At 47.5% G+C, this 23,442-nt stretch carries 23 protein-coding genes and 1 pseudogene; 19 read left to right on the top strand and 5 right to left on the bottom strand.

Annotated features, from left to right (window positions below):
* Nucleotides 1–4: 4 nt before the first annotated feature.
* From NYE43_RS18040 to padC, 3 genes are all read left to right on the top strand, one after another.
* Nucleotides 5–712 (top strand): aspartate/glutamate racemase family protein, encoded by a 708-nt coding sequence (locus NYE43_RS18040; RefSeq protein WP_044159244.1) that lies wholly within the window; start codon nt 5–7, stop codon nt 710–712.
* Nucleotides 713–819: 107 nt separating this feature from the next.
* Complete coding sequence (locus NYE43_RS18035; RefSeq protein WP_185848586.1) at nt 820–1,275, top strand: DUF3237 domain-containing protein; 456 nt, start codon at nt 820–822, stop codon at nt 1,273–1,275.
* Nucleotides 1,276–1,297: 22 nt separating this feature from the next.
* Nucleotides 1,298–1,783: a phenolic acid decarboxylase gene (padC, locus tag NYE43_RS18030; protein WP_003235304.1), complete on the top strand. Its 486-nt coding sequence runs from the start codon at nt 1,298–1,300 to the stop codon at nt 1,781–1,783.
* A 28-nt stretch (nt 1,784–1,811) separates the two neighbouring features.
* Here padC and NYE43_RS18025 read toward each other — a convergent pair.
* The 3 genes and pseudogenes from NYE43_RS18025 to slrR form a co-directional block, all read right to left on the bottom strand.
* Nucleotides 1,812–1,998, bottom strand: a pseudogene (locus tag NYE43_RS18025) (hypothetical protein); the annotation flags it as partial.
* 10 nt (nt 1,999–2,008) lie between these two features.
* Complete coding sequence (locus NYE43_RS18020) at nt 2,009–3,469, bottom strand: carboxylesterase/lipase family protein (RefSeq protein WP_101859907.1); 1,461 nt, start codon at nt 3,467–3,469, stop codon at nt 2,009–2,011.
* A 74-nt stretch (nt 3,470–3,543) separates the two neighbouring features.
* Nucleotides 3,544–4,002 carry an HTH-type transcriptional regulator SlrR gene (gene slrR / locus NYE43_RS18015; protein WP_101859908.1) on the bottom strand — a complete coding sequence of 153 codons (459 nt, stop codon included), beginning with the start codon at nt 4,000–4,002 and terminating at the stop codon, nt 3,544–3,546.
* A 245-nt stretch (nt 4,003–4,247) separates the two neighbouring features.
* Between slrR and NYE43_RS18010 the strand changes: the two genes are divergently transcribed.
* From NYE43_RS18010 to NYE43_RS17940, 15 genes are all read left to right on the top strand, one after another.
* Nucleotides 4,248–4,940 (top strand): YveK family protein, encoded by a 693-nt coding sequence (locus NYE43_RS18010; protein ID WP_024122937.1) that lies wholly within the window; start codon nt 4,248–4,250, stop codon nt 4,938–4,940.
* A gap of 22 nt (nt 4,941–4,962) precedes the next feature.
* The gene (gene epsB, locus NYE43_RS18005) at nt 4,963–5,646 is read left to right on the top strand and encodes a protein tyrosine kinase EpsB (protein WP_024122936.1); all 684 of its coding nucleotides are present in this window, start codon (nt 4,963–4,965) and stop codon (nt 5,644–5,646) included.
* 234 nt (nt 5,647–5,880) lie between these two features.
* The gene (locus NYE43_RS18000; RefSeq protein WP_174754434.1) at nt 5,881–7,701 is read left to right on the top strand and encodes a polysaccharide biosynthesis protein; all 1,821 of its coding nucleotides are present in this window, start codon (nt 5,881–5,883) and stop codon (nt 7,699–7,701) included.
* 11 nt (nt 7,702–7,712) lie between these two features.
* Nucleotides 7,713–8,858, top strand: coding sequence for a glycosyltransferase family 4 protein (locus tag NYE43_RS17995; RefSeq protein ID WP_268497325.1), 1,146 nt, complete (start codon nt 7,713–7,715; stop codon nt 8,856–8,858).
* Nucleotides 8,855–9,691, top strand: coding sequence for a glycosyltransferase EpsE (epsE, locus tag NYE43_RS17990; RefSeq protein ID WP_024122933.1), 837 nt, complete (start codon nt 8,855–8,857; stop codon nt 9,689–9,691). Before NYE43_RS17995 ends, epsE begins: the two co-directional genes overlap by 4 nt.
* On the top strand, nt 9,684–10,832 hold the full coding sequence (locus NYE43_RS17985) for a glycosyltransferase family 1 protein (protein ID WP_198098040.1): 1,149 nt from the start codon (nt 9,684–9,686) through the stop codon (nt 10,830–10,832). The genes epsE and NYE43_RS17985 overlap by 8 nt, the downstream gene beginning before the upstream one ends.
* 2 nt (nt 10,833–10,834) lie before the next feature.
* Nucleotides 10,835–11,938, top strand: a complete 1,104-nt coding sequence (epsG, locus tag NYE43_RS17980; RefSeq protein WP_024122931.1) for a biofilm exopolysaccharide biosynthesis protein EpsG — start codon at nt 10,835–10,837, stop codon at nt 11,936–11,938.
* Nucleotides 11,939–11,962: 24 nt separating this feature from the next.
* Nucleotides 11,963–12,997 carry a glycosyltransferase family 2 protein gene (locus tag NYE43_RS17975; protein ID WP_216393883.1) on the top strand — a complete coding sequence of 345 codons (1,035 nt, stop codon included), beginning with the start codon at nt 11,963–11,965 and terminating at the stop codon, nt 12,995–12,997.
* A gap of 4 nt (nt 12,998–13,001) precedes the next feature.
* Nucleotides 13,002–14,078, top strand: coding sequence for a polysaccharide pyruvyl transferase family protein (locus NYE43_RS17970; protein ID WP_024122929.1), 1,077 nt, complete (start codon nt 13,002–13,004; stop codon nt 14,076–14,078).
* Nucleotides 14,075–15,109, top strand: a complete 1,035-nt coding sequence (locus tag NYE43_RS17965; protein WP_024122928.1) for a glycosyltransferase — start codon at nt 14,075–14,077, stop codon at nt 15,107–15,109. The genes NYE43_RS17970 and NYE43_RS17965 overlap by 4 nt, the downstream gene beginning before the upstream one ends.
* Nucleotides 15,106–16,623, top strand: coding sequence for an MATE family efflux transporter (locus NYE43_RS17960; RefSeq protein WP_341062288.1), 1,518 nt, complete (start codon nt 15,106–15,108; stop codon nt 16,621–16,623). Before NYE43_RS17965 ends, NYE43_RS17960 begins: the two co-directional genes overlap by 4 nt.
* On the top strand, nt 16,620–17,228 hold the full coding sequence (locus NYE43_RS17955; RefSeq protein ID WP_059353581.1) for a sugar transferase: 609 nt from the start codon (nt 16,620–16,622) through the stop codon (nt 17,226–17,228). Before NYE43_RS17960 ends, NYE43_RS17955 begins: the two co-directional genes overlap by 4 nt.
* Complete coding sequence (locus NYE43_RS17950) at nt 17,225–17,863, top strand: acetyltransferase (RefSeq protein WP_341062286.1); 639 nt, start codon at nt 17,225–17,227, stop codon at nt 17,861–17,863. Before NYE43_RS17955 ends, NYE43_RS17950 begins: the two co-directional genes overlap by 4 nt.
* Nucleotides 17,864–17,879: 16 nt before the next feature.
* Nucleotides 17,880–19,046 carry a DegT/DnrJ/EryC1/StrS family aminotransferase gene (locus tag NYE43_RS17945; RefSeq protein WP_341062285.1) on the top strand — a complete coding sequence of 389 codons (1,167 nt, stop codon included), beginning with the start codon at nt 17,880–17,882 and terminating at the stop codon, nt 19,044–19,046.
* Entirely contained in the window at nt 19,025–19,993 is a 969-nt protein-coding gene (locus NYE43_RS17940; RefSeq protein ID WP_341062283.1) for a polysaccharide pyruvyl transferase family protein, read from the top strand. Before NYE43_RS17945 ends, NYE43_RS17940 begins: the two co-directional genes overlap by 22 nt.
* Before the next feature lie 9 nt (nt 19,994–20,002).
* Here NYE43_RS17940 and yvfG read toward each other — a convergent pair whose 3' ends face one another.
* Complete coding sequence (gene yvfG, locus NYE43_RS17935) at nt 20,003–20,221, bottom strand: protein YvfG (RefSeq protein WP_024122922.1); 219 nt, start codon at nt 20,219–20,221, stop codon at nt 20,003–20,005.
* A gap of 78 nt (nt 20,222–20,299) precedes the next feature.
* Here yvfG and rpoN point away from each other — a divergent pair, with 78 nt between their 5' ends.
* On the top strand, nt 20,300–21,610 hold the full coding sequence (gene rpoN, locus NYE43_RS17930; protein WP_341062281.1) for an RNA polymerase factor sigma-54: 1,311 nt from the start codon (nt 20,300–20,302) through the stop codon (nt 21,608–21,610).
* Between the two features lie 26 nt (nt 21,611–21,636).
* Here rpoN and lutP read toward each other — a convergent pair whose 3' ends face one another.
* Nucleotides 21,637–23,328, bottom strand: coding sequence for an L-lactate permease LutP (gene lutP / locus NYE43_RS17925; RefSeq protein ID WP_024122920.1), 1,692 nt, complete (start codon nt 23,326–23,328; stop codon nt 21,637–21,639).
* Between the last annotated feature and the right edge of the window lie 114 nt (nt 23,329–23,442).

The following is a 23,442-nucleotide window of genomic DNA, read 5'->3' as shown; positions in this document are numbered from 1 at the left end:
TTTGATGATTGGCATATTAGCTGGAATGGGGCCAAAATCGACCTCTCCGTTTTTAGATAAGGTCATTGATTACTGTCAGAAGCTGTATGGCGCTTCACATGATATCGACTACCCGCAGATGATGATTTATTCCTGTCCGACACCCTTTTATGTCGATCGTCCAATCGATCATGATGAAATGAAAAAAGCGATTATTGATGGAGCCGTCAAGCTGGAGAAGACCGGTGCGGACTTTATTTCTCTTCCTTGTAATACGGCGCATGCCTATTTTGAAGACATCCAGCAGGCATTGTCGATTCCTTTGTTACATATCATTGAGGAAACAGTGAAGGAGCTTCCGGATTCAGCACAAAAAGTGGCTGTTTTAGGAACAGATTCAACCATACAATCCTGTATTTATCAAAAAGGGTTGAAGGCGGGCGGACATGAGTTTATTCATGAGAAACATTGGCAGCGGGAAGTCAATCAGCTCATCGCCGCGATCAAACAGCCGAATCATGTTCACAAGACTCAGGACATATGGCGGGAGCTATATTTGGAAATCAGTAAAAGAGCGGATCTCATCATTTCGGCTTGCACAGATTTGAACACGGTGTTAGATCATTTTCACGGTGATATCCCGATTATCGATTCCTCTGATTGTCTCGCAAAAAGCACGGTCAGCACGTATCTTGCCTATCAAAACGAACCATTCAACAAGGGCTGTATGTAATCGGCTCTTGTTTTTTTGTGTTCTTATCGTTTGACAGCCTCATGCAATGTTGTTAAAGTAAACATGTAAATAGTTACATGATCTCTTCTGAAGGTCAGGTGGTGCTTATGAAGAAGCCAGTTTTAAAGAAATTCGTCTCTCTAGACATGAAGGTTGATCCTCCGATCACCATTGGTGAGACAGGCTTAGGGCTGAGACGTTGGATTCCGATTCGATCGGGAACAATAACCGGGGAAGTGGAAGGACGTATTTTGCCGGGCGGAGCTGATTTGCAAATCATTCGCGCTGACGGCAGAACAGATTTATCTGCCAGATATGTCATAGAAACAGCAGATCATGAACTGATTTACATTGAAAACAATGGAATACGGCAAGTCAGCGAGCCGTTCCGAACACAAGCAGCTGCCGGTGAAATGATTGACACCGAGCATGTTTATTTCCGCACGTTGCCGACTTTTGAGACAGGCAGTGAAACCTATCAATGGCTGCATGACCGCTTGTTTATCGGTTCCGCAGAAAGAACCCCTGATTACGTTCGATTAGATATTTATGAAGTAGAGTAAAAGACTAAGGAGAGTGTGAAATATGGAAAACTTTATCGGAAGCCACATGATTTATACTTATGAAAACGGTTGGGAATACGAGATTTATATTAAAAATGACCATACAATTGATTATAGAATTCATAGCGGAATGGTTGCCGGACGCTGGGTTCGGGATCAGGAAGTGAACATTGTCAAACTGACAGAGGGCGTATATAAAGTGTCTTGGACAGAGCCGACAGGCACAGATGTTTCGTTAAACTTTATGCCGAATGAAAAACGCATGCACGGCATTATTTTCTTCCCAAAATGGGTGCATGAACATCCTGAAATTACGGTCTGCTACCAAAATGACCACATTGACCTGATGAAAGAATCACGCGAAAAATATGAAACCTATCCAAAATACGTAGTGCCTGAATTTGCGGAAATTACATTTCTGAAAAATGAGGGAGCCGATAATGAGGAAGTCATTTCTAAAGCGCCTTATGAAGGAATGACAGACGATATTCGCGCAGGAAAACTGTAAAAAAACAAAAACCCGGTAAAGAGAATGACTTCTCTTTACCGGGTTCTTTTTGCTGAGTATGTGGGCACCATCACAATTCCTGGGAAAAACAGTATGATTCCAATCCAGCGAATGGGCTGGTAATAAGCTGTGTCTCGCAAAAAAACGACTGCTGATAAAATAAAGATACACGCTGCCACAACGATGACGGCACCCATACAGCTTGATTTCCCCATGTGATTCTCCTTATGAGTGTAATAGTTGTTTCCGCTTCTCACCATCAGGATCATGCTCAATAGAAAGTTCGGAATTCAAAATCAAGGTTTCTCGTTTGTCTTCAGTATAAGCCGGCCATTGTACATCCTCGCAGCTTGGATTTCCTGTTTTTGCGAAGGCAAGCCATGCTGATTGTATCGTGTGTGAGAGCTGTTTGACCTCATCCGTAATGTCTGCTTGTACCATTCGTTTCAGTCCGTTTAGATTGCCGAACACAAACGGCAGTTCCAGGGCGTGAAACGCTTTATTGTACGGCGGCTTGTCCGGATGCCAGTCGAATCGGTACATCCAGACAGGTGCGTAACGGGACTGGGCGGAGGCGCAGGCGACGGCCGGGCGCCAAAACAGCAAATCGGTCATGATATGAATTTGGCTTTCGAGAGAGCGCGGATACAGATCGGCCGCTTTCTTTGCCAGCGGCTGACCCAATAGATACTCAAGCGCTTCATCAATCGTTTCCTGAGAGTGAACTTCTGAATCCGGCGTGAAAAATAAATATCCTTCATCACGATTTGTTCCGACTAACAGCGGAATGCCGTCAGCGGCCCCTTCAGCAATGGCTTTCTCCGGCTCAGCAGGCAGTGTTTTCGGATCAAGTGCAGGCTGGAAGAACAGCTGAAAGATATTTTCATTTTCGGTTTTTCGCAGCTGGTCGGCGGCTTTAAGCAAATCTTCCGCAGACACAGTATGCAGCCTGTCCAATTGGTAACGGTCAATTCCAAGGATTCGTAAAAAAGAATGCGCGGTGCTTGCCGCTTTTTCTTCTGTCATGGTTCGGGAAGAGCCGCTTTCCAAGATTGCTTTCTGGAACAGGCCTTTTGCAGCAGGCATGGCAAGCAGTGCGGCAATGCTCATACCGCCTGCTGATTCTCCAAACACCGTTACATTTTCCGGATCGCCGCCAAACGCAGAGATATTGTCCTTGACCCATTTCAGAGCCGCGGTTTGGTCAAGCAGTCCAAGGTTGTCGGAATACGCTTCATCAATTGAAGACAAATGCAAAAAGCCGAATGGCCCCAGCCGATAGTTCAGTGTGACGACAATGACATCCCCCTGAGCCGCCAGGTTTGATCCGTCGTATAAAGGCTCACTGCCCGCGCCGAGATAAAATGTGCCGCCATGAATCCACACCATGACAGGACGATTTTTGCCCGGAGTGTCAGGTGCAAATACATTTACATACAGGCAATCCTCAGACTGGCGGGGGAGTTCAGGGTATGAATATGAAAGTAAATCAGGCGGCTGCGGGCAAACCGGGCCGTATGCAGTTGCGTCCAGTACGCCTTCCCAGGCCGCCGGCGGATCAGGTGCTTTAAAGCGCAATTGTCCGACGGGCGGCTTTGCGTAGGGGATGCCTTTCCATGTTTGGACACCGTTTTTTGAAATGCCTTTCACTGTGCCGTATTGCGTTTTGACCACTGATTCAGACATAGCGTTCTCTCCCTTTTTCCCCCATTATAAACAGATTTGTCCTGATGGTGCGAACCTCAGCCCTTATCTGATATTCATTTTCCCATCGTTTTTAAAAAGGATTTGACTTCCTGAACCGTCAGGCCGATTTCTCTCGCTTCCGCCATCAGCGCTTTCCACTCTTCTATATTCGATTCTGTCAGCTTTCGGTTTCGGTAGGAGGCGGTTTCAGGCTCCTCTTTCTTTAGCTTGTTCGTAAAAGTGAACAATTCTTCTTTTTCCATTCCGGCTTGAACAGCTTGTACAAGATGCACACGCCATTCTTCCTCTCCGCCGCTGATTTTTTGATACATCATCGTTTCAGCGTCGAATAATTCTGTTAATTCGACATCCAGGGTTGCTGATACTTTTTTCAAAAATTGAACGGACGGATTCGTATGAACGCCTCTTTCAATCTTGCTTAAATAGGATTTAGAAACGCCTGACTCGATAGCCAGCTGATTAATAGAATAGCCTTTTCTTTTGCGGTACAAACGGATAATTCTTCCAATCATAATATGAAATTCTCCTCTATTCCTGTCGTTATTTCGTTCATTATAAGGAATTATTCGTTCTTTATAAAATTTAAAATAATAAGGGAAGCGCAGTAAATAAGAGGAAAATCATGATATTGTTCTCTAAAGAGAACTTATTGGCTTATTTTGCAATTTTTAAATAATAAAGTTTTCTTTTATAATCCAATCATTAACAGAAAGGGGCTTGGGAAGCCAGCCGTGAGAAGGCTGAAGGCTATGAATATATGAATGAGAATATGAGTTTTAAAGAATTATACGCGATTGTCAGACATAGATTCGTGCTGATTCTGCTCATCACAATAGGCGTCACCTTTATTACAGGTTTTGTGCAATTTAAGGTTATTTCACCGACTTATCAGGCGTCGACTCAAGTGCTGATTCATGAATCAGACGGTGAAGAAAACTCGAATCTCAGTGACATCCAGCGAAATCTTCAGTACAGCAGCACGTTCCAATCCATTATAAAAAGCACGGCCTTGATGGAAGAGGTCAAGGCGGAATTGCATCTTTCTGAATCGGCTTCCTCGCTGAAAGGAAAAGTGATGACAAGCAGTGAAAATGAATCAGAAATTATCACCGTTGCTGTTCAGGATCACAACCCGGAGCGAGCGGCTAAGATTGCGAACACGTTAGTCAGCAAGTTTGAAAAAGAAGTAGATGAAAGAATGAATGTCCAAGGCGTACATATTCTATCAGAGGCGAAGGCTTCTGAAAGCTCGATGATCAAGCCGTCCCGAATGAGAAATATGGTCATGGCTTTTGGGGCGGCCGTGATGGGCGGCATTACACTGGCATTTTTTCTGCATTTTCTCGATGATACGTGCAAAAGCGCACGGCAGCTCAGCGAGAAAACCGGATTGCCCTGCTTAGGCTCCGTCCCTGATGTCAAAAAGAAACGGAATCGCAGGGTTGGATAAAACATTTCGAGGAGTGAAGTGAGTGGTCTTTAGAAAAAAGAAAGCAAGGCGAGGTTTGGCTCAAATATCCGTTTTACATCATAAATCAATTGTTGCGGAACAATATCGCACCATTCGGACAAACATTGAGTTTTCATCCGTACAGACCAACTTGCGGTCCATTCTCGTCACCTCCTCTGTGCCTGGTGAAGGAAAATCGTTCAGTGCAGCGAATCTTGCGGCAGTCTTTGCGCAGCAGCAGGAAAAGAAAGTGCTGCTGGTGGACGCCGATTTAAGAAAACCGACAATTAACCAGACGTTTCAGGTTGAAAATCTGACCGGGCTGACAAATGTGCTGGTCGGCAATGCTTCTCTAAATGAAACGGTGCAAAAGACACCGATCGATAACTTATATGTGCTGACAAGCGGACCGACGCCGCCGAATCCGGCAGAACTGTTATCCTCGAAGGCAATGGGAGATTTGATATCAGATATCTATGACCAATTCAGTCTGGTGATCTTTGATTCTCCTCCGCTTTTAGCTGTCGCGGACGCTCAAATTTTAGCGAACCAGACAGATGGAAGCGTGCTCGTTGTCTTAAGCGGAAAAACAAAAACCGATACCGTCCTGAAAGCGAAGGACGCACTGGAGCAATCCAATGCAAAGCTTTTAGGCGCTCTCTTAAATAAAAAGAAAATGAAAAAATCTGAACACTATTCCTATTAATTTGTGCTTTTAGGTGATGTCTCCTTACCTGTATCAATGGAGGCACTCGGCTCCGCTGTGGGCAAGCTTGAACAGGCTGCCTTAGATGCTGGTCGTCGCTGGCGGGGCGTGAGGACGGGTTAAATGCCCACTTATTTGATATACATAGGAAATGTTATCGGTTTAGCTGCTGTCGTTTTTTAGATGACGAAAACCGCCGCAGCTAAACCGATAAAAGTATTAGGGGGGAAAAGGTTGAGTTACCGGAGAAGACTGTCAATGATTATCGCGCTGGATACTTATCTCGTTTTGAATTCAGTTATTGCAGGATATCAATTTTTAAAAGATTCTTATCAATTTTATGACTCCGGAGCATTATTGCTTACCGCTGTCAGCTTGCTCCTCAGCTATCATGTATGTGCTATCCTGTTCCGTCAGTATAAACAGGTCTGGACATACACCGGGCTCGGCGAACTGATCGCTCTGCTTAAGGTCATTACGATTTCAGCCGCTGTGACCGGCATCATTCAGTACGCTGTGTATCATACGATGTTTTTCCGGCTGTTAACGGCGTGCTGGGTGCTTCAGCTTCTGTTCATCGGGGGGACCCGCGTTTTATCGAGAATATTAAAAGAAAGCATCAGAAAAAAACGCAGCACGTCGGCCCGCGCACTGATTATCGGAGCGGGATCAGGCGGAACCCTGATGGTCAGGCAGCTGCTGCAGAAAGACGATCCCGACATTACACCTGTCGCTTTTATTGATGACGATCAAACGAAACATAAGCTGGAAATGATGGGGCTGCCCGTCATCGGCGGAAAAGAAAGTATCATGCCTGCGGTGCAAAAGCTCAAAATTAACTATATTATTATTGCGATTCCTTCTCTTCGTACCCATGAACTGCAGGTGCTATACAAAGAATGCGTGCGGACCGGGGTGAACATCAAAATCATGCCTCATTTTGATGAAATGCTGCTTGGAACGCGCACTGCCGGGCAAATCAGAGATGTAAAGGCTGAGGATTTACTCGGCAGAAAGCCGATAACCCTCGACACAAGCGAAATTTCAAACCGCATCAAAGAAAAAACAGTTCTCGTCACAGGAGCGGGCGGTTCAATCGGCTCGGAAATCTGCCGGCAAATCAGCGCGTTCCAGCCTAAGGAAATCGTTCTTCTCGGTCATGGGGAAAACAGCATTCATTCTATTTATTCTGAACTGAATGGACGATTCGGCAAACACATCGTGTTCCACACAGAAATTGCGGATGTGCAGGACCGCGACAAAATGTTTACCTTAATGAAAAAATACGAACCGCACGTCGTCTATCATGCGGCTGCCCATAAGCATGTGCCTTTAATGGAGCACAACCCCGAAGAGGCAGTCAAAAACAACATTATCGGAACAAAAAATGTGGCGGAAGCGGCAGATATGTGCGGGACAGAGACATTTGTGCTCATTTCATCTGATAAAGCGGTGAACCCGGCCAATGTAATGGGGGCAACAAAACGCTTTGCTGAAATGATTATTATGAATCTGGGGAAATTCAGCAGAACAAAATTCGTCGCTGTCCGCTTTGGCAATGTGCTCGGCAGCCGAGGCAGCGTCATTCCGGTTTTTAAGAAACAGATTGAAAAAGGCGGTCCCGTTACGGTGACACATCCGGCGATGACCCGCTATTTCATGACCATTCCCGAAGCGTCACGGCTTGTCATCCAAGCTGGAGCGCTGGCGAAAGGACGCCAAATTTTTGTTCTTGATATGGGCGAGCCCGTGAAGATTGTCGATCTCGCCAAAAATCTCATTCATTTATCGGGCTACACGACAGAGCAGATTCCGATTGAGTTCACAGGCATTCGCCCGGGTGAAAAAATGTATGAGGAGCTGCTGAACAAAAATGAAGTTCACGCCGAACAAGTTTTTCCGAAAATCCATATCGGCAAAGCGGTGGACGGCGACTGGCCATTGCTGATGCGCTTTATAGAAGATTTCAATCAGCTGCCGGAAGCCGAGCTCAGAGAGCGGCTGTTTGCGGCAATAGACACATCAAACGAAATGACGGCTGCCGGCGTTCGTTAGGGGGAGTGGAGATGACGAAAAAAATACTATTTTGTGCCACTGTCGATTATCACTTTAAAGCCTTTCATCTTCCTTACTTTAAATGGTTTAAACAATTGGGCTGGGAGGTTCATGTCGCTGCGAGCGGACAGACGCGGCTGCCGTATGTCGATGAGAAATTCTCCATTCCGATCCGAAGGTCACCCTTTCATCCTCATAACATTGCCGTTTACAGACAGCTGAAGAAAGTGATCGAGACCAATCAGTACGACATCGTCCATTGCCATACGCCGGTCGGCGGTGTTCTTGCCCGGCTTGCGTCACGGCATGCGAGACGAAACGGAACAAAGGTGCTCTACACCGCTCACGGATTTCATTTTTGCAGCGGAGCGCCGATGAAAAACTGGGTCCTTTATTATCCGGTTGAAAAATGGCTTTCTGCCTATACAGACTGCCTGATCACCATAAATGAAGAAGATTACACACGAGCGAAAGGGCTTCAAAGACCGGGCGGAATGACAGAAAAAATTCACGGCATCGGCGTTAATACAGACAGGTTCCGGCCAGTCAGCCTTGAAGAGCAGCATAGGTTGAGAGAAAAGCACGGCTTCCAAAAAGACGACTTTATATTGATCTATCCGGCTGAACTGAATCTCAACAAAAATCAGAAGCTGTTAATTGAAGCTGCCGCACTGCTGAAAGATAAGATTCCTGAGCTTCGTCTTGTTTTTGCCGGAGAAGGAGCGATGGAACAAACGTATCGGGCCTTAGCTGAAAAGCTTGGAGCTTCCCGCAATGTTTGCTTTTACGGCTTTTGCCGCGATATTCACGAGCTGATTCAGCTTGCGGATGTATCTGTCGCCTCCAGCATCAGAGAAGGCCTCGGCATGAATGTGCTTGAGGGCATGGCGGCGGAGAAGCCGGCGATTGCTACTGAGAACCGCGGACACCGGGAAATCATCCGGGACAGAAAAAACGGGTTTCTCATCAAAATTGGCGACAGCGCCGCTTTTGCCGATCGGATTGAACAGCTCTACCTTGAGCCGGAACTGCGGAGAACACTCGGACAGGAAGGCCGCCAAACAGCCTTGCGCTTTTCGGAAGCGCGAACGGTAGAAGAAATGGCAGATATTTATTCCGTGTACATGGATATGGATAAAAAGGAGAAAAGCGTATGAATTCAGGACCGAAAGTTTCTGTCATTATGGGCATTTATAATTGTGAACGCACTTTGGCGGAAAGCATTGAATCCATTCTCAGCCAATCCTATAAAAATTGGGAGCTGATTATGTGCGATGATGCGTCAACAGACGGCACGCTCCGTATTGCGAAGCAGTATGCCGCTCATTACAGCGACCGCATCAAGCTGATTCACAATCAAACAAACAAGCGGCTGGCCGCTTCGTTAAATCACTGTCTTTCTTATGCGACAGGCGAGTATATCGCCCGTCAGGACGGAGATGATCTGTCCTTTCCGCGCCGTCTGGAGAAGCAGGTTGCCTTTTTAGAAAAGCATCGGCACTACCAGGTGGTCGGCACCGGCATGCTAGTGTTTGATGAATTTGGCGTAAGGGGCACACGGATGCTGCCTTCTGTTCCGGAGCCGGCCATCATGGCGAAAGGGACGCCGTTTTGTCATGGGACAATCATGATGAGAGCCAGCGCTTACCGTACGCTGAAAGGCTATCGTTCGGTGCGGCGGACAAGACGAATGGAGGATATCGATTTGTGGCTCCGCTTTTTTGGAGAGGGCTTCCGAGGCTATAACCTCCAAGAAGCGCTGTATAAAGTAAGGGAAGACAGCGACGCATTCAAGAGGCGGTCTTTTACCTATTCAATCGACAACGCTATTCTTGTGTACCAGGCATGCAGACGCCTGAAGCTTCCTTTTTCCGCTTACATCTATATCGCAAAACCGCTCATTCGCGCGTTTATGCCTCCTGCTGTGATGAATCGTTACCATAAAAAAAGAGTGATGAATCAGAAGGAAGGGCTTGTGAAGCATGAATAACAGCCAGCAGCGCGTGCTCCATGTTTTCAGTGGCATGAACAGGGGCGGCGCGGAAACCATGGTCATGAATTTATATCGGAAAATGGATAGAAGCAAGGTGCAATTTGATTTTTTAACCTATCGAAATGATCCGTGCGCTTATGATGAAGAAATTTTATCGCTAGGCGGGCGGCTTTTTTATGTCCCGAGTATCGGACAAAGCAATCCCCTCACATTTGTGAAGAATGTAAGAAACACAATAAAAGAAAACGGGCCGTTCAGCGCGGTTCATGCGCACACAGATTTTCAAACCGGCTTTATCGCGCTTGCGGCAAGGCTAGCCGGGGTGCAGGTCAGAGTATGCCATTCCCATAACACCTCGTGGAAGACCGGCTTCAATTGGAAGGACCGCCTGCAGCTGATGGTGTTCAGACGCCTCATTTTGGCTTATGCGACTGAATTGTGCGCTTGCGGAGAGGATGCGGGCCGGTTTTTGTTCGGGCGATCAAATATGGAGCGGAAGCGTGTTCATCTGCTGCCGAACGGAATCGACCTTGATTTGTTCTCTCCCGCCGGGCAGGCGGCCGATGACGAAAAAAAAGCACGCGGCATAGCGTCTGACCGTCTGATCATTGGTCATGTGGCCCGATTTCATGAAGTGAAAAATCACGCGTTTTTGCTGAAGCTTGCCGTTCACCTGAAAAAACGGGGAGTTCGCTTTCAGATGGTTCTCGCAGGAGACGGACCGCTGCGGGAGCAGATGGAGGAGGAAGCGCGGCGGCTGAATTTGCTTTCAGATGTCCTCTTTTTAGGAACTGAAGAACACATTCATGAGCTCATGCGCACCTTTGATGTATTTGTCATGCCGTCGCTGTACGAAGGCTTGCCTGTTGTGCTTGTGGAAGCGCAGGCTTCGGGCCTTCCGTGCATTATTTCCGACACGATCACAGAAAAAGTCGACACGGGCCTCGGACTTGTGAAAAGGGTGAGTCTCTCTAAGCCGATGGACATTTGGGCTGAAACGATTGTAAGAGCGGCCGCCGCAGGCAGGCCGAAGCGGGAGCTCGTGAAAGATACCCTTGCGAAACTTGGCTATGATGCGCGGCGAAATGTGGGTGCATTGATGAATTTATATCAGATTAGCACTGAAAAAGGACAATAAAAATGATTGTGTATGTCGTCAATATGGGAATTGTATATATTTGGTCTTGGTTTGCTAAAATGTGCGGCGGCCGGGATGAGTCACTTGCTACCGGCTATCGTCCGAACAAGCTTCTCATTTGGATTCCGCTTGCCTCACTTGTGCTTGTTTCGGGCCTGCGTTACAGGGTCGGTACAGATTTTCAGACGTATACGCTGCTGTATCAAATGGCAGGAGACTATCAAAATATTTGGCAGATATTCGGTTTCGGCACGGCGAAAACGGCAACAGATCCGGGCTTTACCGCACTGCTATGGCTGATGAATTTCATCACGAAGGACCCGCAAATCATGTATGTGACCGTTGCGGCCGTGACCTATATCTTTATTATCAAGACGCTGGCAGACTACGGAAGACCGTTTGAGCTGAGCGTCTTTTTATTTTTAGGAACCTTTCATTATTACGCATCCTTTAACGGAATCAGACAATACATGGTGGCGGCCGCTTTGTTTTGGGCGATTCGCTATATCATCAATGGAAACTGGAAGCGTTATTTTCTGATTGTGCTGGTCAGTTCGCTCTTTCACTCCTCGGCGCTGGTGATGATTCCGGTCTATTTTATTGTCAGAAGAAAAGCCTGGTCACCGGCAATATTCGGCCTCTCAGCTTTATTTCTCGGCATGACCTTTTTATATCAGAAATTTATTTCGGTATTTGTCGTTGTCCTTGAAAACAGCTCATACAGCCATTATGAAAAGTGGCTGATGACAAATACAAACGGAATGAATGTGGTCAAAATCGCTGTTTTGGTCCTGCCGCTGTTTTTGGCCTTTTGTTACAGGGAGCGTCTCCGAAAGCTGTGGCCGCAAATCGATATTGTCGTCAATTTGTGCCTTCTCGGGTTTTTATTCGGTCTCTTGGCCACAAAGGACGTGATCTTTGCCAGGTTTAATATTTACTTCGGACTGTATCAAATGATCCTAGTCCCTTATTTTGTCAGAATATTTGATGAGAAATCGAATGCGTTGATCTATATCGCCATTGTGGTTTGTTATTTTTTATACAGTTATTTGCTTATGCCGGTTGATTCTTCCGTTCTGCCGTACAGAACGATTTTTTCCCGGTAATTTATGCAAGAGGAGCCGGTCATTATGGAAACACCTGCGGTTAGTCTGTTAGTCGCTGTTTATAATACAGAAACCTATATCAGAAACTGCCTTGAATCTTTGAGGAACCAGACATTGGACAATATTGAAATCATCATCGTCAATGACGGTTCGGCAGACGCCAGTCCGGACATCGCAGAGGAATATGCAGAAAAGGATAAACGATTCAGAGTCATTCACCAGGAAAACCAAGGGCTCGGTGCGGTCCGGAACAAAGGGATCGAGGCGGCCCGAGGCGAATTTGTGGCTTTTATTGATTCAGACGACTGGATCGAGCCTGATTATTGCTTGCAAATGGTTCAGGCAGCATCGGAGGAAACCGATCTGGTCATTTGCAACTATGCCGCGGAGTTTGAGGACACTGAAAAAACCGTTGTCTCAGACATTGCGGAAACCTATCAGGATCAGCCGAAGGAGTCCTATATCAAGGCGTTATTCGAAGGGAAGGTCAGGGGATTTTCATGGAATAAACTGTACCGAAGAAGCATGATTGACGCACACCGGCTTTCGTTCCCGCTCAGAGGTGAGCTGGAGCATGTCGAGGATCAGTTTTTCAGCTTCAGGGCACATTTTTTCGCCCGCTCGGTTTCCTATGTAGAAGCGCCTCTCTACCATTACCGAATTCACCTTTCCTCCATCGTGCAGGGTTATCAGAAAAAACTGTTTGAATCAGGACTGGCGCTGTATCAGGCAAACGCAGCGTTTTTACAGGAGAACAACAAGCTGGAGGAGTACCGAAAGGAGCTTGATTTCTTTATCGTTCTCCATGGGACCATCTGTCTCTTGAACGAATGGAAAACAAGCGGCAGCCGGCGTCTTTTGGAAAGGCTCAAAACGGTCGGCGTGATTTGCGCTGATCCGGTGTTTCAAGGCAGTCTGTCGAAAACGGGGACAGCGCCTTTTGACGCAAAACGGTCATGCCTGCTGCTGATGGCGAAATACAGAATGATACCGTTCGTTGCTATGGCGTCCGCCGTGTATCAGCGAGTGATCGAGTACAAAATGAAAATCAGAGGGTGAAGACATGTCGTTACATTCATTGAAAATCAATCTTGCAGAATGGCTGCTGCTAAAGGTCAAGTACCCGTCCCAATTTTGGCTGGGTGCGGCCGATCAGCCGGTAAAGGCTGCCGCACATAAGAAGAAAATCATACTGACCCTGCTGCCTTCCCATGACAATTTGGGGGATCATGCCATTGCTTATGCCAGCAAAGCGTTTCTTGAGCAGGAATACTCCGATTTTGAAATCGTTGAGGTCGATATGAAGGACATATACAAATCAGCAAAAGCGCTGATCCGCTCCCGCCACCCGGAGGATATGGTCTTTATCATCGGCGGCGGAAACATGGGGGATTTATACCGGTATGAAGAGTGGACGCGCCGTTTTATCATTAAAACGTTTCATGATTATCAAATCGTCCAGCTACCGGCAACCGTTCATTTTTCTGATACGAAAAAGGGACGAAGAGAGCTGAAACGGGCGCAGAAAATTTATAACGCGCACCCCGGTTTATTGCTGATGGCCCGGGATGAAACTACGTATCAATTTATGAAGCGGCATTTTAAAGAAAAAAAGATCCTGAAGCAGCCTGATATGGTGCTGTATTTAGATAGAAGCAGCACCCCTGCGGATCGCGAAGGGGTTTATATGTGTTTGCGCGAGGATCAGGAAAGCGTGCTTCAGGAGGATCAGAGAAACCGCGTGAAGGCCGCTCTTTTTGATGAATTTGGCGATATCAAAGCTTTTACGACAACGATCGGTCGCCGGGTCAGCCGCGGCACACGGGAACAGGAGCTGGAAGCGCTTTGGTCTAAGCTGCAAAGTGCTGAAGCCGTTGTCACTGACAGGCTGCACGGCATGATTTTTTGTGCGCTGACAGGAACGCCGTGTGTAGTGATTCGGTCTTTTGATCATAAAGTCATGGAAGGCTACCAATGGCTGAAAGATATTCCAACCATGAAGCTGATTGAACAGCCGGAGCCGGAAATTGTGACAGCCGCAGTGAAAGAGCTGCTGACAAAAGAAACAAACCGTGCCGGCTTTCCGCGGGATATGTATTTTAAAGGGCTGCGGGATAAAATCAGCGGTGAAGCACAATGACACCGCTCGTCAGCATTATTGTCCCGATGTATAACGTTGAACCATTCATTGAAGAATGCATCAATTCACTGCTTGCCCAAACGCTTTCCGATATAGAAATCATCCTTGTTAATGATGGAACACCCGATCGATCTGGTGAGATGGCAGCGGCATACGCGAAACGGGATGCAAGAGTTCAAGTCATTCATAAAAAAAATGGCGGCTTGAGTTCGGCACGAAACGCGGGAATCAAAGCGGCGCGCGGCACGTATATCGGGTTTGTAGACGGAGACGATTATGTCTCTCCCGCCATGTTTCAAAGGCTTGCAGAAGAAGCGGAGCAGCACCGACTCGATATCGCTGGCTGCGGATTTTATAAACAGTTTGAAGACAAACGGGTATACGTACCGCCGCAGCTCGAAACAGGCCGTATGCTGACAAAAGCGGATATAGCTGTACAGCTCCAATGTGCCCACGAAACGAGATTTATCTGGTATGTATGGCGATATGTGTATCGCCGTGAGCTTTTGGAAAGGGCGAACCTGCGGTTTGATGAAGACATCCGTTTTGCTGAAGATTCACCCTTTAATTTATCTGCTTTTTATGAAGCCGAGCGGGTAAAAATGCTGGATGAAGGCTTGTACATATACCGTGAAAATCCGAACAGCCTGACGGAACTCCCTTATAAACCTGCGATGGATGAAAATATCCAAAAACAATATCAAGCCAAACTCGCATTTTACAATCAGTGCGGCTTATCGGCTGTGTGCAAAGAAGATTTAGATGTGTACATTTGCAAGCACCAGCTTCCGATGCTTCTGGCAAACGCCTGTGCCTCATCGCAGCCGGCGAAAGACATCAAAAAACAGATCAGACAGATTTTATCCTATGACATGGTTCGGCAGGCTGTCAGACACACACCGTTCCAGCATGAGAAATTAGGCAGAGGCGAGCGATTGGTCTTAGGACTGTGCAAATGGCGGCTGATCTTTCTCATCAAGCTGTTTTTTGAGACACGCGGAACCATGAAAGGCAGTGCAAAGCAGGCATGAAATTCACCATTAACTTCAGCGCCAATCTCACAGCTTTTCTTCTGTCCGTATTCCTGTCTGTCTGGATGACGCCTTTTATTGTCAAAACGCTCGGTGTGGAGGCTTTCGGCTTTGTGAATTTAACGCAAAATGTGATTAATTATTTTTCAATTATCACGGTGGCGCTCAGCTCCGTGGTTGTGCGTTTTTTTTCTGTTGCAGCCCACAGGGGAGAGCAGGAAAAAGCAAATGCGTATATCAGCAATTATTTGGCTGCGTCTGTTTTGATTTCATTGCTGCTTCTGCTGCCTCTTTTGAGTGCGGCTTTTTTTATTGACCGCGTCATGAACGTCCCACAGGATCTTTTGGCTGATGTTCGGCTGTCGATTTTGATTGGAAGTCTGCTGTTTCTTTTAACATTTTTGATGGCGGGGTTTGGGGCGGCGCCGTTTTATGCCAACCGGCTGTATATCACCAGTTCGATTCAGGCAGTGCAAATGCTCATCCGTGTATTGTGTGTGCTGGCGCTGTTTGCCTGCTTTACGCCAAAAATCTGGCAGATTCAGCTTGCCGCTTTAGCCGGTGCCGTCATAGCGTCTATTCTGTCTTTCTGCTTTTTCAGAAAACTGATTCCATGGTTTTCATTTAGGCTGAAAGATTTGTCATTCCGCATAAGCAAGGAACTGTTTCAGGCAGGAACCTGGAACTCAGTCAATCAGATCGGCGTGCTGCTTTTTTTGCAGATCGACCTATTAACCGCCAACTTGGTGCTGGGTGCATCTGAAGCGGGAAAATACGCGGCGATTATCCAGTTTCCGCTGCTGCTGCGCAGTTTGGCAGGAACAGTTGCATCTCTATTTGCGCCTGTCATTACTTCTTATTATTCAAAAGGCGATATGGACGGCTTGGTCAAGTACGCCAATCAGGCAGTGAGACTGAACGGGCTTTTGCTTGCGCTTCCGGCTGCATTATTGGGAGGTTTGGCCGGGCCTTTTCTGACGATCTGGCTTGGACCGTCCTTTTCCTCTGTAGCGCCGCTTTTATATATTCACGCCGGATATTTGGCGGTCAGTCTTGCCTTTATGCCGCTGTTTTATATATGGACCGCCTTTAATCAACAAAAAACACCGGCGCTCGTCACCCTGCTGTTAGGCGCAGTGAATGTTGTGCTGGCGGTCACATTAAGCGGGCCAGCGCATCTGGGGCTTTACGGCATTACGCTGGCCGGGGCGATTTCGCTTGTGCTGAAAAATGTCATCTTTACGCCGCTATATGTATCACGCATTACCGGCTACAAAAAGCATGTGTTCTTTACAGGCATGTTCGGTCCGGTCTTTGCCGCTTTATTTGCCTGGGCGGTTTGTGAGGCCATTCAGTTATGTATCACCATTGAAAGCTGGACATCACTGATTGCCGCAGGTGCCGCTGTCAGCTGCTGCTACGCCGTTTTCGCTTTTATGTTTGTTTGTACGAAAGAGGAACGACAGCTGGTGCTGAGACGGTTTAGAAAAACGAAAGGAGCTGTAAATATTTGATCCTGAAACGTCTTTTTGATCTGACGGCCGCTATTCTTTTATTGTGCTGCACGGGTGTCATTATTCTATTCACTATCGCCGTTGTCAGGCTGAAAATAGGATCGCCTGTCTTTTTTAAACAAGTACGGCCCGGCCTGCATGGGAAGCCGTTCACCCTTTATAAATTCAGAACGATGACGGACGAACGGGACAGTGAGGGAAATCTGCTGCCGGATGCAGTCAGGCTTACGAAAACAGGCAGGCTGATCAGAAAGCTGAGCATTGATGAACTGCCGCAGCTTCTGAACGTTTTGAAAGGAGACCTCAGCCTCGTCGGTCCCCGGCCGCTGCTGATGGACTATCTGCCGCTTTATACGAAACAGCAGGCACGGCGCCATGAGGTAAAACCCGGGATTACAGGCTGGGCACAGGTCAACGGCAGAAACGCGATTTCCTGGGAAAAGAAATTTGAACTGGATGTTTGGTACGTTGACAACCGTTCATTCTTGCTCGATTTGAAAATTTTATGTCTGACGGTACGCAAAGTTCTTGTGTCAGAAGGTATACAGCAAACCAATCATGTGACCGCAGAACGCTTCACAGGAAGCGGAGATGTGTCCTCATGAGAAACGTGGCCATTGTGGGAGACGGCGGTCACGGAAAGGTGATCAGAGAACTCATAAGCGCCCGTTCAGACACGCGCTTAGCTGCGGTGCTGGACGATAAATTCAGCACATTTGATGCCGGGAAAGAGCTGTACACAGGCCCCTCGGAAGCAATTCCTGAATTGCGCAAGCTGATCCCTGACGTCATGTTTGTGATTGCAATTGGAAACAACAGCGTCAGAAAACAGCTGGCGGAGCGGCTAGGGTTATACAAAGAAGATTTCATCACATTAATCCACCCGTCAGCCATCATCAGCAAATCGGCTGTCATCGGGGAGGGAACGGTTATTATGGCCGGTGTTATTATTCAGGCGGATGTTCTGATCGGCACCCACTGTATCATCAATACGGGCGCGATTGCAGAGCACGACAATCAGATCGGCGATTTTGTACATCTTTCTCCGCGCGCCACGCTTTCTGGTGGTATTGCGGTTCAAGAAGGGGCTCATGTGGGCACCGGGGCCTCCGTCATTCCGCAGGTTACTATTGGCTCTTGGAGCATTGTCGGCGCAGGCTCCGCGGTGATCCGCTCCATCCCTGCCGGGGTAACGGCAGCAGGAACCCCGGCGCGCGTGATTTCCTCTATTCAAACCTAAAGCAAAGGATGGTTACATGCATAAAAAAATCTACTTATCCGCCCCTCATATGAGCGGCAGGGAGCAGCACTATATTTCAGAAGCCTTTCGCTCAAACTGGATTGCGCCGCTTGGGCCGCTTGTGAATACATTTGAAGAAAAATTGGCTGACAGAGTCGGCGCCAAAGGGGCGGCTGCGGTCAGCTCAGGCACCGCCGCAATTCATTTGGCGCTACGTTTGCTGGATGTAAAAGCGGGAGATACCGTGTTTTGTCCGTCCTTTACATTTGTGGCAACGGCAAACCCGATTTTATATGAAAAAGCGGTGCCTGTTTTTATAGATTCTGAGCCGGATACGTGGAATATGTCTCCGAAAGCACTTGAAAGAGCACTGGAGGAAGCAAAACGAAAGGGAAATCCGCCAAAAGCGGTCATTGCTGTCAACCTGTACGGACAAAGCGCGAAAATGGATGAGATTGTAAGCCTGTGCGGCTTATACGGCGTGCCGGTCATTGAGGATGCGGCTGAATCCCTCGGTTCGGTCTATAAAGGGAAGCAGAGCGGGACATTCGGCCGTTTCGGCGTTTATTCATTTAATGGAAACAAAATCATTACCACTTCAGGAGGCGGGATGCTTGTATCAGACGATGAAGCCGCCATTGAAAAAGCAAGATTTCTCGCTTCACAGGCCCGCGATCCTGCTGTTCATTATCAGCACAGTGAAATCGGGCACAACTACAGATTGAGCAATATCCTTGCCGGAGTCGGCATTGCCCAGCTTGAGGTGCTGGATGAGCGGGTGGAGAAAAGACGGGAGATTTTTACGAGGTATGAAAATGCGCTTGGCAGCCTAGATGGCGTTTGCTTTATGCCGGAATACTCAGAAGGCGTGTCCAACCGCTGGCTTACTGCACTCACGCTCGATAACGGGCTGATTCCATATGAGGTAGTTCAGCATCTTGCTGAAGAACAGATTGAAGCGAGACCGCTTTGGAAGCCGCTGCATACCCAGCCTCTGTTTGCGTCATCTGCATTTTATTCCCATACAGATTCTGAAAGTGTGTGCGAAAACTTATTCAGGCGAGGGATCTGCCTCCCATCCGGAACAAATATGACCGAAGAAGATCAAGACCGAGTAATCGATGTGTTGTTACACTTATTCCAAACAACAGAGGTGAAGAGATGGACAGCAAGCATTCAATGATCAGCCTGAAGAAAAAACTGGCCGGGCTGCTCGAAATGATTCCGAAGCAATCCGAAATCATTTACGCCGACTATCCTCTATACAGAAATGTAGGGGATCTATTTATAATGAAAGGAACGGAAGCCTTTTTTAAAGAAAATGACATTCGGGTCAGAAACCGCTGGAATCCAGACAATTTCCCAATCGGGCGTAAGCTTGATCCGAATCTGATCATCGTCTGTCAGGGAGGCGGCAACTTCGGGGATTTATATCCGTACTATCAAGGATTTAGAGAGAAAATCGTTCAAACCTATCCGAACCACAAAATCGTCATCCTGCCGCAATCGATCTATTATCAGAATGAAGATAACTTAAAACGGACAGCTGACATTTTCTCTGCCCATTCAAATCTGCATATCATCACAAGGGAAAAAGCCTCCTATGCAACGGCACAGGCGTACTTTCAAAACAATCATATCAAGCTATTGCCTGATATGGCCCACCAGCTGTTTCCCATCATTCCGACACAGCAGCCGACCGGCCAAAAGCTGAGATTTATCAGAACAGATCATGAAGCAAATGATGAGCTTCAAAGACATGCGCAAGCGGAAAGCTATGACTGGCGTACAGTGCTGTCAGCTTCAGACCGCCGGACAATCGCTTTTCTCCAAACGCTGAACGTCCTGAACAAAAAAGCGGGCAATCCTCTGCCGATCGCATTTATATGGAGAAAATACTCGGATTACATCGTCACCAAAGCCATTCGCTTTTTCAGCCGTTACCAATCGGTGGAAACGTCAAGGCTGCACGGCCATATTTTGTCCTCTCTTCTTCAAAAGGAAAACACGGTCATTGATAATTCCTACGGAAAAAACGCCAATTACTATCATACTTGGATGGAGGGAGTGCCAAATACTCAAATCATTCGGGACGCCTCAAAGAAGGAAAACCTTCCTGCTCATATGTGAGCGGAAGGTTTATTTTGATTCTCCGCGTTTTACCTTGTTGTAGGCTTCATCTAAATGCTGAATCCGCTTCAGGACAACTGAGTTTTTTGTCAGCTGATCCTGCACCAGTGTTGAGACCACAGAACGGTAGTAGCTGTTCATTGCGTGGATCTTATCCTCAGACGGGTTCATTTCAATATGCTGCTTTAAGTTTTCAATAAAATACGGTACAGAAAAAAGTTCAGACATTTCTTTGGCAGCTCCTTTTTCATAAATGTATACGGTGTCATCCCAATCATGTACAATGAAGAAAGGGGAGTGAGCAAGATGGATATGAAACTTCAGCAAGTACAAGTACTAAAGCCTCAACTGACACAGGAGCTCAGGCAGGCCATCACGCTGCTTGGCTATCATTCGGCGGAACTGGCCGAATACATTGATGAGCTCTCACTGGAAAACCCTCTTATTGAACGAAAGGAAACAGACACACCGCCACTATCTTACCATAAAACAAACATAAACAGGATCAGCAGGCAGGAGGCGGGCCTTCAATTAAGCAATCCGCAAAAAACACTGCAGGATGTCCTCAAACAGCAGTCACTGGATATGAATCTGTCAAACACTGAAAAAAAGATTTTTAATTATCTGATACATTCGCTTGATTCAAACGGATATCTGGAGGAAGATGTGGAGGAGGCAGCCCGGCGCCTGTCTGTTTCGGCAGAGGAAGCGGAAGCGGTTCTGAGAAAACTACAGTCGCTTGAACCAGCGGGAATCGGCGCAAGATCTCTTCAAGAGTGTATTCTGCTGCAATTACAGCGTCTCCCGAACAGAAATGAACAGGCAGAACTGCTTGTTTCAGAACACTTTGATGTATTTGCGCAAAAAAACTGGAAAGCGCTTTCAAAAGAAACTGGAATCCCGCTTCACGCGATTCAGGATATTTCTGATAAAATTGCTGCGCTTCACCCAAGACCCGGCCTTCTGTTTGCCAGTCCGGAGCAGGATATGTATATTGAACCTGACATTTTCATCATCGTTAAAAACGGCCAGATCACAGCGGAACTGAACAGCCGCTCGTTCCCGGAGATTGAGCTGCATCCGCAGTACAGGCCGCTTCTATCGTCGGGCGCCTGTCAGGATACGGTTTCCTATTTATCTGCGAAATATCAGGAGTGGCGCTGGCTGAGCCGCGCGCTGAAGCAGCGGAAGCAGACGATCACCAGAATTGTAAATGAGCTGACCGCGCGTCAAAAAGATTTTTTCCTGAAAGGGCGGAGCGCCATGAAGCCGCTGACACTGAGAGAGGTGGCGGATTGTCTGGGCCTGCATGAATCAACCATCAGCCGGGCCATTAAAGGGAAAACGATACAAACGCCTTACGGATTGTTTGAGATGAAGATGTTCTTCTCAGGAAAAGCAGAGGCCTCTGGGGATGGCGATACATCCAACTATGCGGTCAAAACGCATCTTCAAGCATTGATTCAGCAAGAGGATAAAACAAAACCCCTCTCAGATCAAAAGCTTGCCGACCTGTTATATGAACAGCACCGCATCCAAATCTCCAGACGCACAGTGGCGAAATACCGCGATCAATTGAACATTCCGTCATCGGCAGCAAGAAAACGGTACAAATAAAATCCTCCCTGTAAGGGAGGATTTTTTTACGGGATCATCCAGCTGAAAAACTGGTGCTGCAAAAAGGTGATGATACAGACGAGCAGCAGCAAAAACAAGCTGTGCTTGATCGTAAAGCGGAAAAGATCCGACTCCTTCCCGGCGAGTCCGACTGCCGCACACGCGACCGCGATCGACTGCGGGGAAATCATTTTGCCGGTGACGCCGCCTGATGAATTGGCCGCGACCGATAGGACAGGGTCCATTCCGACCGACAAGGCCGTTACTTTCTGCAGGTTTCCAAACAGCAGGTTAGCCGACGTATCCGAGCCGGTAATAAAGACGCCGAGCCAGCCGAGAACCGGCGAAAAGAAGGTAAACATCGAGCCTGTCAGCGCCAGCGTCATGCCGAGCGTCGTGCTCATTCCCGAGGAGTTGGTGACATATGCAAAACCAACGACCGAGGCGATCGTTAAAATCGGAAACTTCAATTCCTGCAGTGTTTCGCTAAAAACAGCTCCCCATTCTTTCCACGAAATGGACGTGATGAATTTTGACAGCACTGCGGCAATTAAAATCGCGGTTCCTGCCGAACCGAGCACCTCAAGCTTATAAACAGCTTCAATCGGAGTGCCGTCAGCATTGACGATCTGATTGTTCAAAAAAGGCACCCCAGGAGCAAACGTCAGCTGTTCTCCAATCACATTCAGCCATTTTAAGACAACGGCTGTGCCTTCGTAATGCCCTGTCAGCGCGGATTTGACCGAAGGAATGCCCCAAACAGAAATCATCACCGTCAGCAGCAGAAACGGCGACCAGGCCTTAAAAATCTGCCCCCCGGTGTAAGCCGGTGCATCAGGGTGCAGTTTTGCCGCTTCAATCGCGGCGGCCGATTCCTGCTCCCCCGCAAACCGGAATGTCTTCTTCGGCTTCCACCATTTTAAAAACACAGCTAGCGCAGCCATCGACACTAGCGCCGACAAAACATCCGGCAGCTCCGGCCCCAGAAAGTTGGAGCTGAGATACTGAACAGCGGCAAAGGAAACACCGGAAACAAGAATCGCCGGCCATACCTCAAAGGCTTTCCTGAATCCGCTCATAATGATAATTAAATAAAGAGGAATAAATACAGATAAAAACGGCAGCTGCCGCCCGACCATTTGAGAAATCTCCATCGCCGGAATCCCTGTCGGCCCTTCTACAGCTGTAATCGGAATCCCAATCGCCCCGAAGGCTACTGGCGCCGTATTGGCAATCAAACAGATCCCCGCCGCATAAAGAGGGTTAAAACCGAGGCCGACAAGCAGTGCGGCCGAAATCGCGACCGGCGCCCCGAAGCCCGCCGCTCCTTCTAAAAAAGCCCCGAATGAGAAAGCGATCAGCAGCGCCTGAAGCCGGCGGTCATCGGTAATGGAGAGAACAGAGCTGCGAATAATATCAAACTGTCCCGTTTTTACAGTGATTTTATACAAAAAAACAGACGTCACAATGATCCAGCCGATTGGCAGAATGCCGTATACGGCTCCTTGTGTAGCGGACATCAGCGCTTTTTCCGCCGGCATCCCGTAAATCAATACAGCAATCAGCAGCGCGATTCCCAAGGTGGACAATCCCGCCGTATACCCCTTCATTCGTTTAATTGCGAGTGCCCAGAAAAAGAAAATAATCGGTACAAGTGCGGCAAGCGCAGATAAAAGCAAATTTCCCCCTATAGGCGTATATGCCTGTGTCCATTGCATCCCAAACCCCTCCTTCAAACATAACTGGCTATGTGTAAGCGGTTTCTAAAGATGATATGATCATCTGATGACTAGATAATAAGACCAGTTACCTAGCATTATATTTTGAAAAAA

The organism is Bacillus sp. FSL R5-0434, assembly GCF_038004745.1.
GTDB classification, from domain to species: domain Bacteria; phylum Bacillota; class Bacilli; order Bacillales; family Bacillaceae; genus Bacillus; species Bacillus halotolerans.
This window is presented reverse-complemented; position numbering and strand designations above follow the sequence as displayed.

Bases quoted from the DNA above. Each gene is read 5' to 3' on its own strand.
- NYE43_RS18040 (WP_044159244.1), top strand. From the start codon at position 5: ATGATTGGCATATTAGCTGGAATGGGGCCAAAATCGACCTCTCCGTTT.
- NYE43_RS18035 (WP_185848586.1), top strand. From the start codon at position 820: ATGAAGAAGCCAGTTTTAAAGAAATTCGTCTCTCTAGACATGAAGGTT.
- padC (WP_003235304.1), top strand. From the start codon at position 1,298: ATGGAAAACTTTATCGGAAGCCACATGATTTATACTTATGAAAACGGT.
- NYE43_RS18020 (WP_101859907.1), bottom strand. From the start codon at position 3,469: ATGTCTGAATCAGTGGTCAAAACGCAATACGGCACAGTGAAAGGCATT.
- slrR (WP_101859908.1), bottom strand. From the start codon at position 4,002: ATGATTGGAAGAATTATCCGTTTGTACCGCAAAAGAAAAGGCTATTCT.
- NYE43_RS18010 (WP_024122937.1), top strand. From the start codon at position 4,248: ATGAATGAGAATATGAGTTTTAAAGAATTATACGCGATTGTCAGACAT.
- NYE43_RS17995 (WP_268497325.1), top strand. From the start codon at position 7,713: ATGACGAAAAAAATACTATTTTGTGCCACTGTCGATTATCACTTTAAA.
- epsE (WP_024122933.1), top strand. From the start codon at position 8,855: ATGAATTCAGGACCGAAAGTTTCTGTCATTATGGGCATTTATAATTGT.
- NYE43_RS17985 (WP_198098040.1), top strand. From the start codon at position 9,684: ATGAATAACAGCCAGCAGCGCGTGCTCCATGTTTTCAGTGGCATGAAC.
- epsG (WP_024122931.1), top strand. From the start codon at position 10,835: ATGATTGTGTATGTCGTCAATATGGGAATTGTATATATTTGGTCTTGG.
- NYE43_RS17975 (WP_216393883.1), top strand. From the start codon at position 11,963: ATGGAAACACCTGCGGTTAGTCTGTTAGTCGCTGTTTATAATACAGAA.
- NYE43_RS17970 (WP_024122929.1), top strand. From the start codon at position 13,002: ATGTCGTTACATTCATTGAAAATCAATCTTGCAGAATGGCTGCTGCTA.
- NYE43_RS17965 (WP_024122928.1), top strand. From the start codon at position 14,075: ATGACACCGCTCGTCAGCATTATTGTCCCGATGTATAACGTTGAACCA.
- NYE43_RS17960 (WP_341062288.1), top strand. From the start codon at position 15,106: ATGAAATTCACCATTAACTTCAGCGCCAATCTCACAGCTTTTCTTCTG.
- NYE43_RS17950 (WP_341062286.1), top strand. From the start codon at position 17,225: ATGAGAAACGTGGCCATTGTGGGAGACGGCGGTCACGGAAAGGTGATC.
- NYE43_RS17945 (WP_341062285.1), top strand. From the start codon at position 17,880: ATGCATAAAAAAATCTACTTATCCGCCCCTCATATGAGCGGCAGGGAG.
- NYE43_RS17940 (WP_341062283.1), top strand. From the start codon at position 19,025: ATGGACAGCAAGCATTCAATGATCAGCCTGAAGAAAAAACTGGCCGGG.
- yvfG (WP_024122922.1), bottom strand. From the start codon at position 20,221: ATGTCTGAACTTTTTTCTGTACCGTATTTTATTGAAAACTTAAAGCAG.
- rpoN (WP_341062281.1), top strand. From the start codon at position 20,300: ATGGATATGAAACTTCAGCAAGTACAAGTACTAAAGCCTCAACTGACA.
- lutP (WP_024122920.1), bottom strand. From the start codon at position 23,328: ATGCAATGGACACAGGCATATACGCCTATAGGGGGAAATTTGCTTTTA.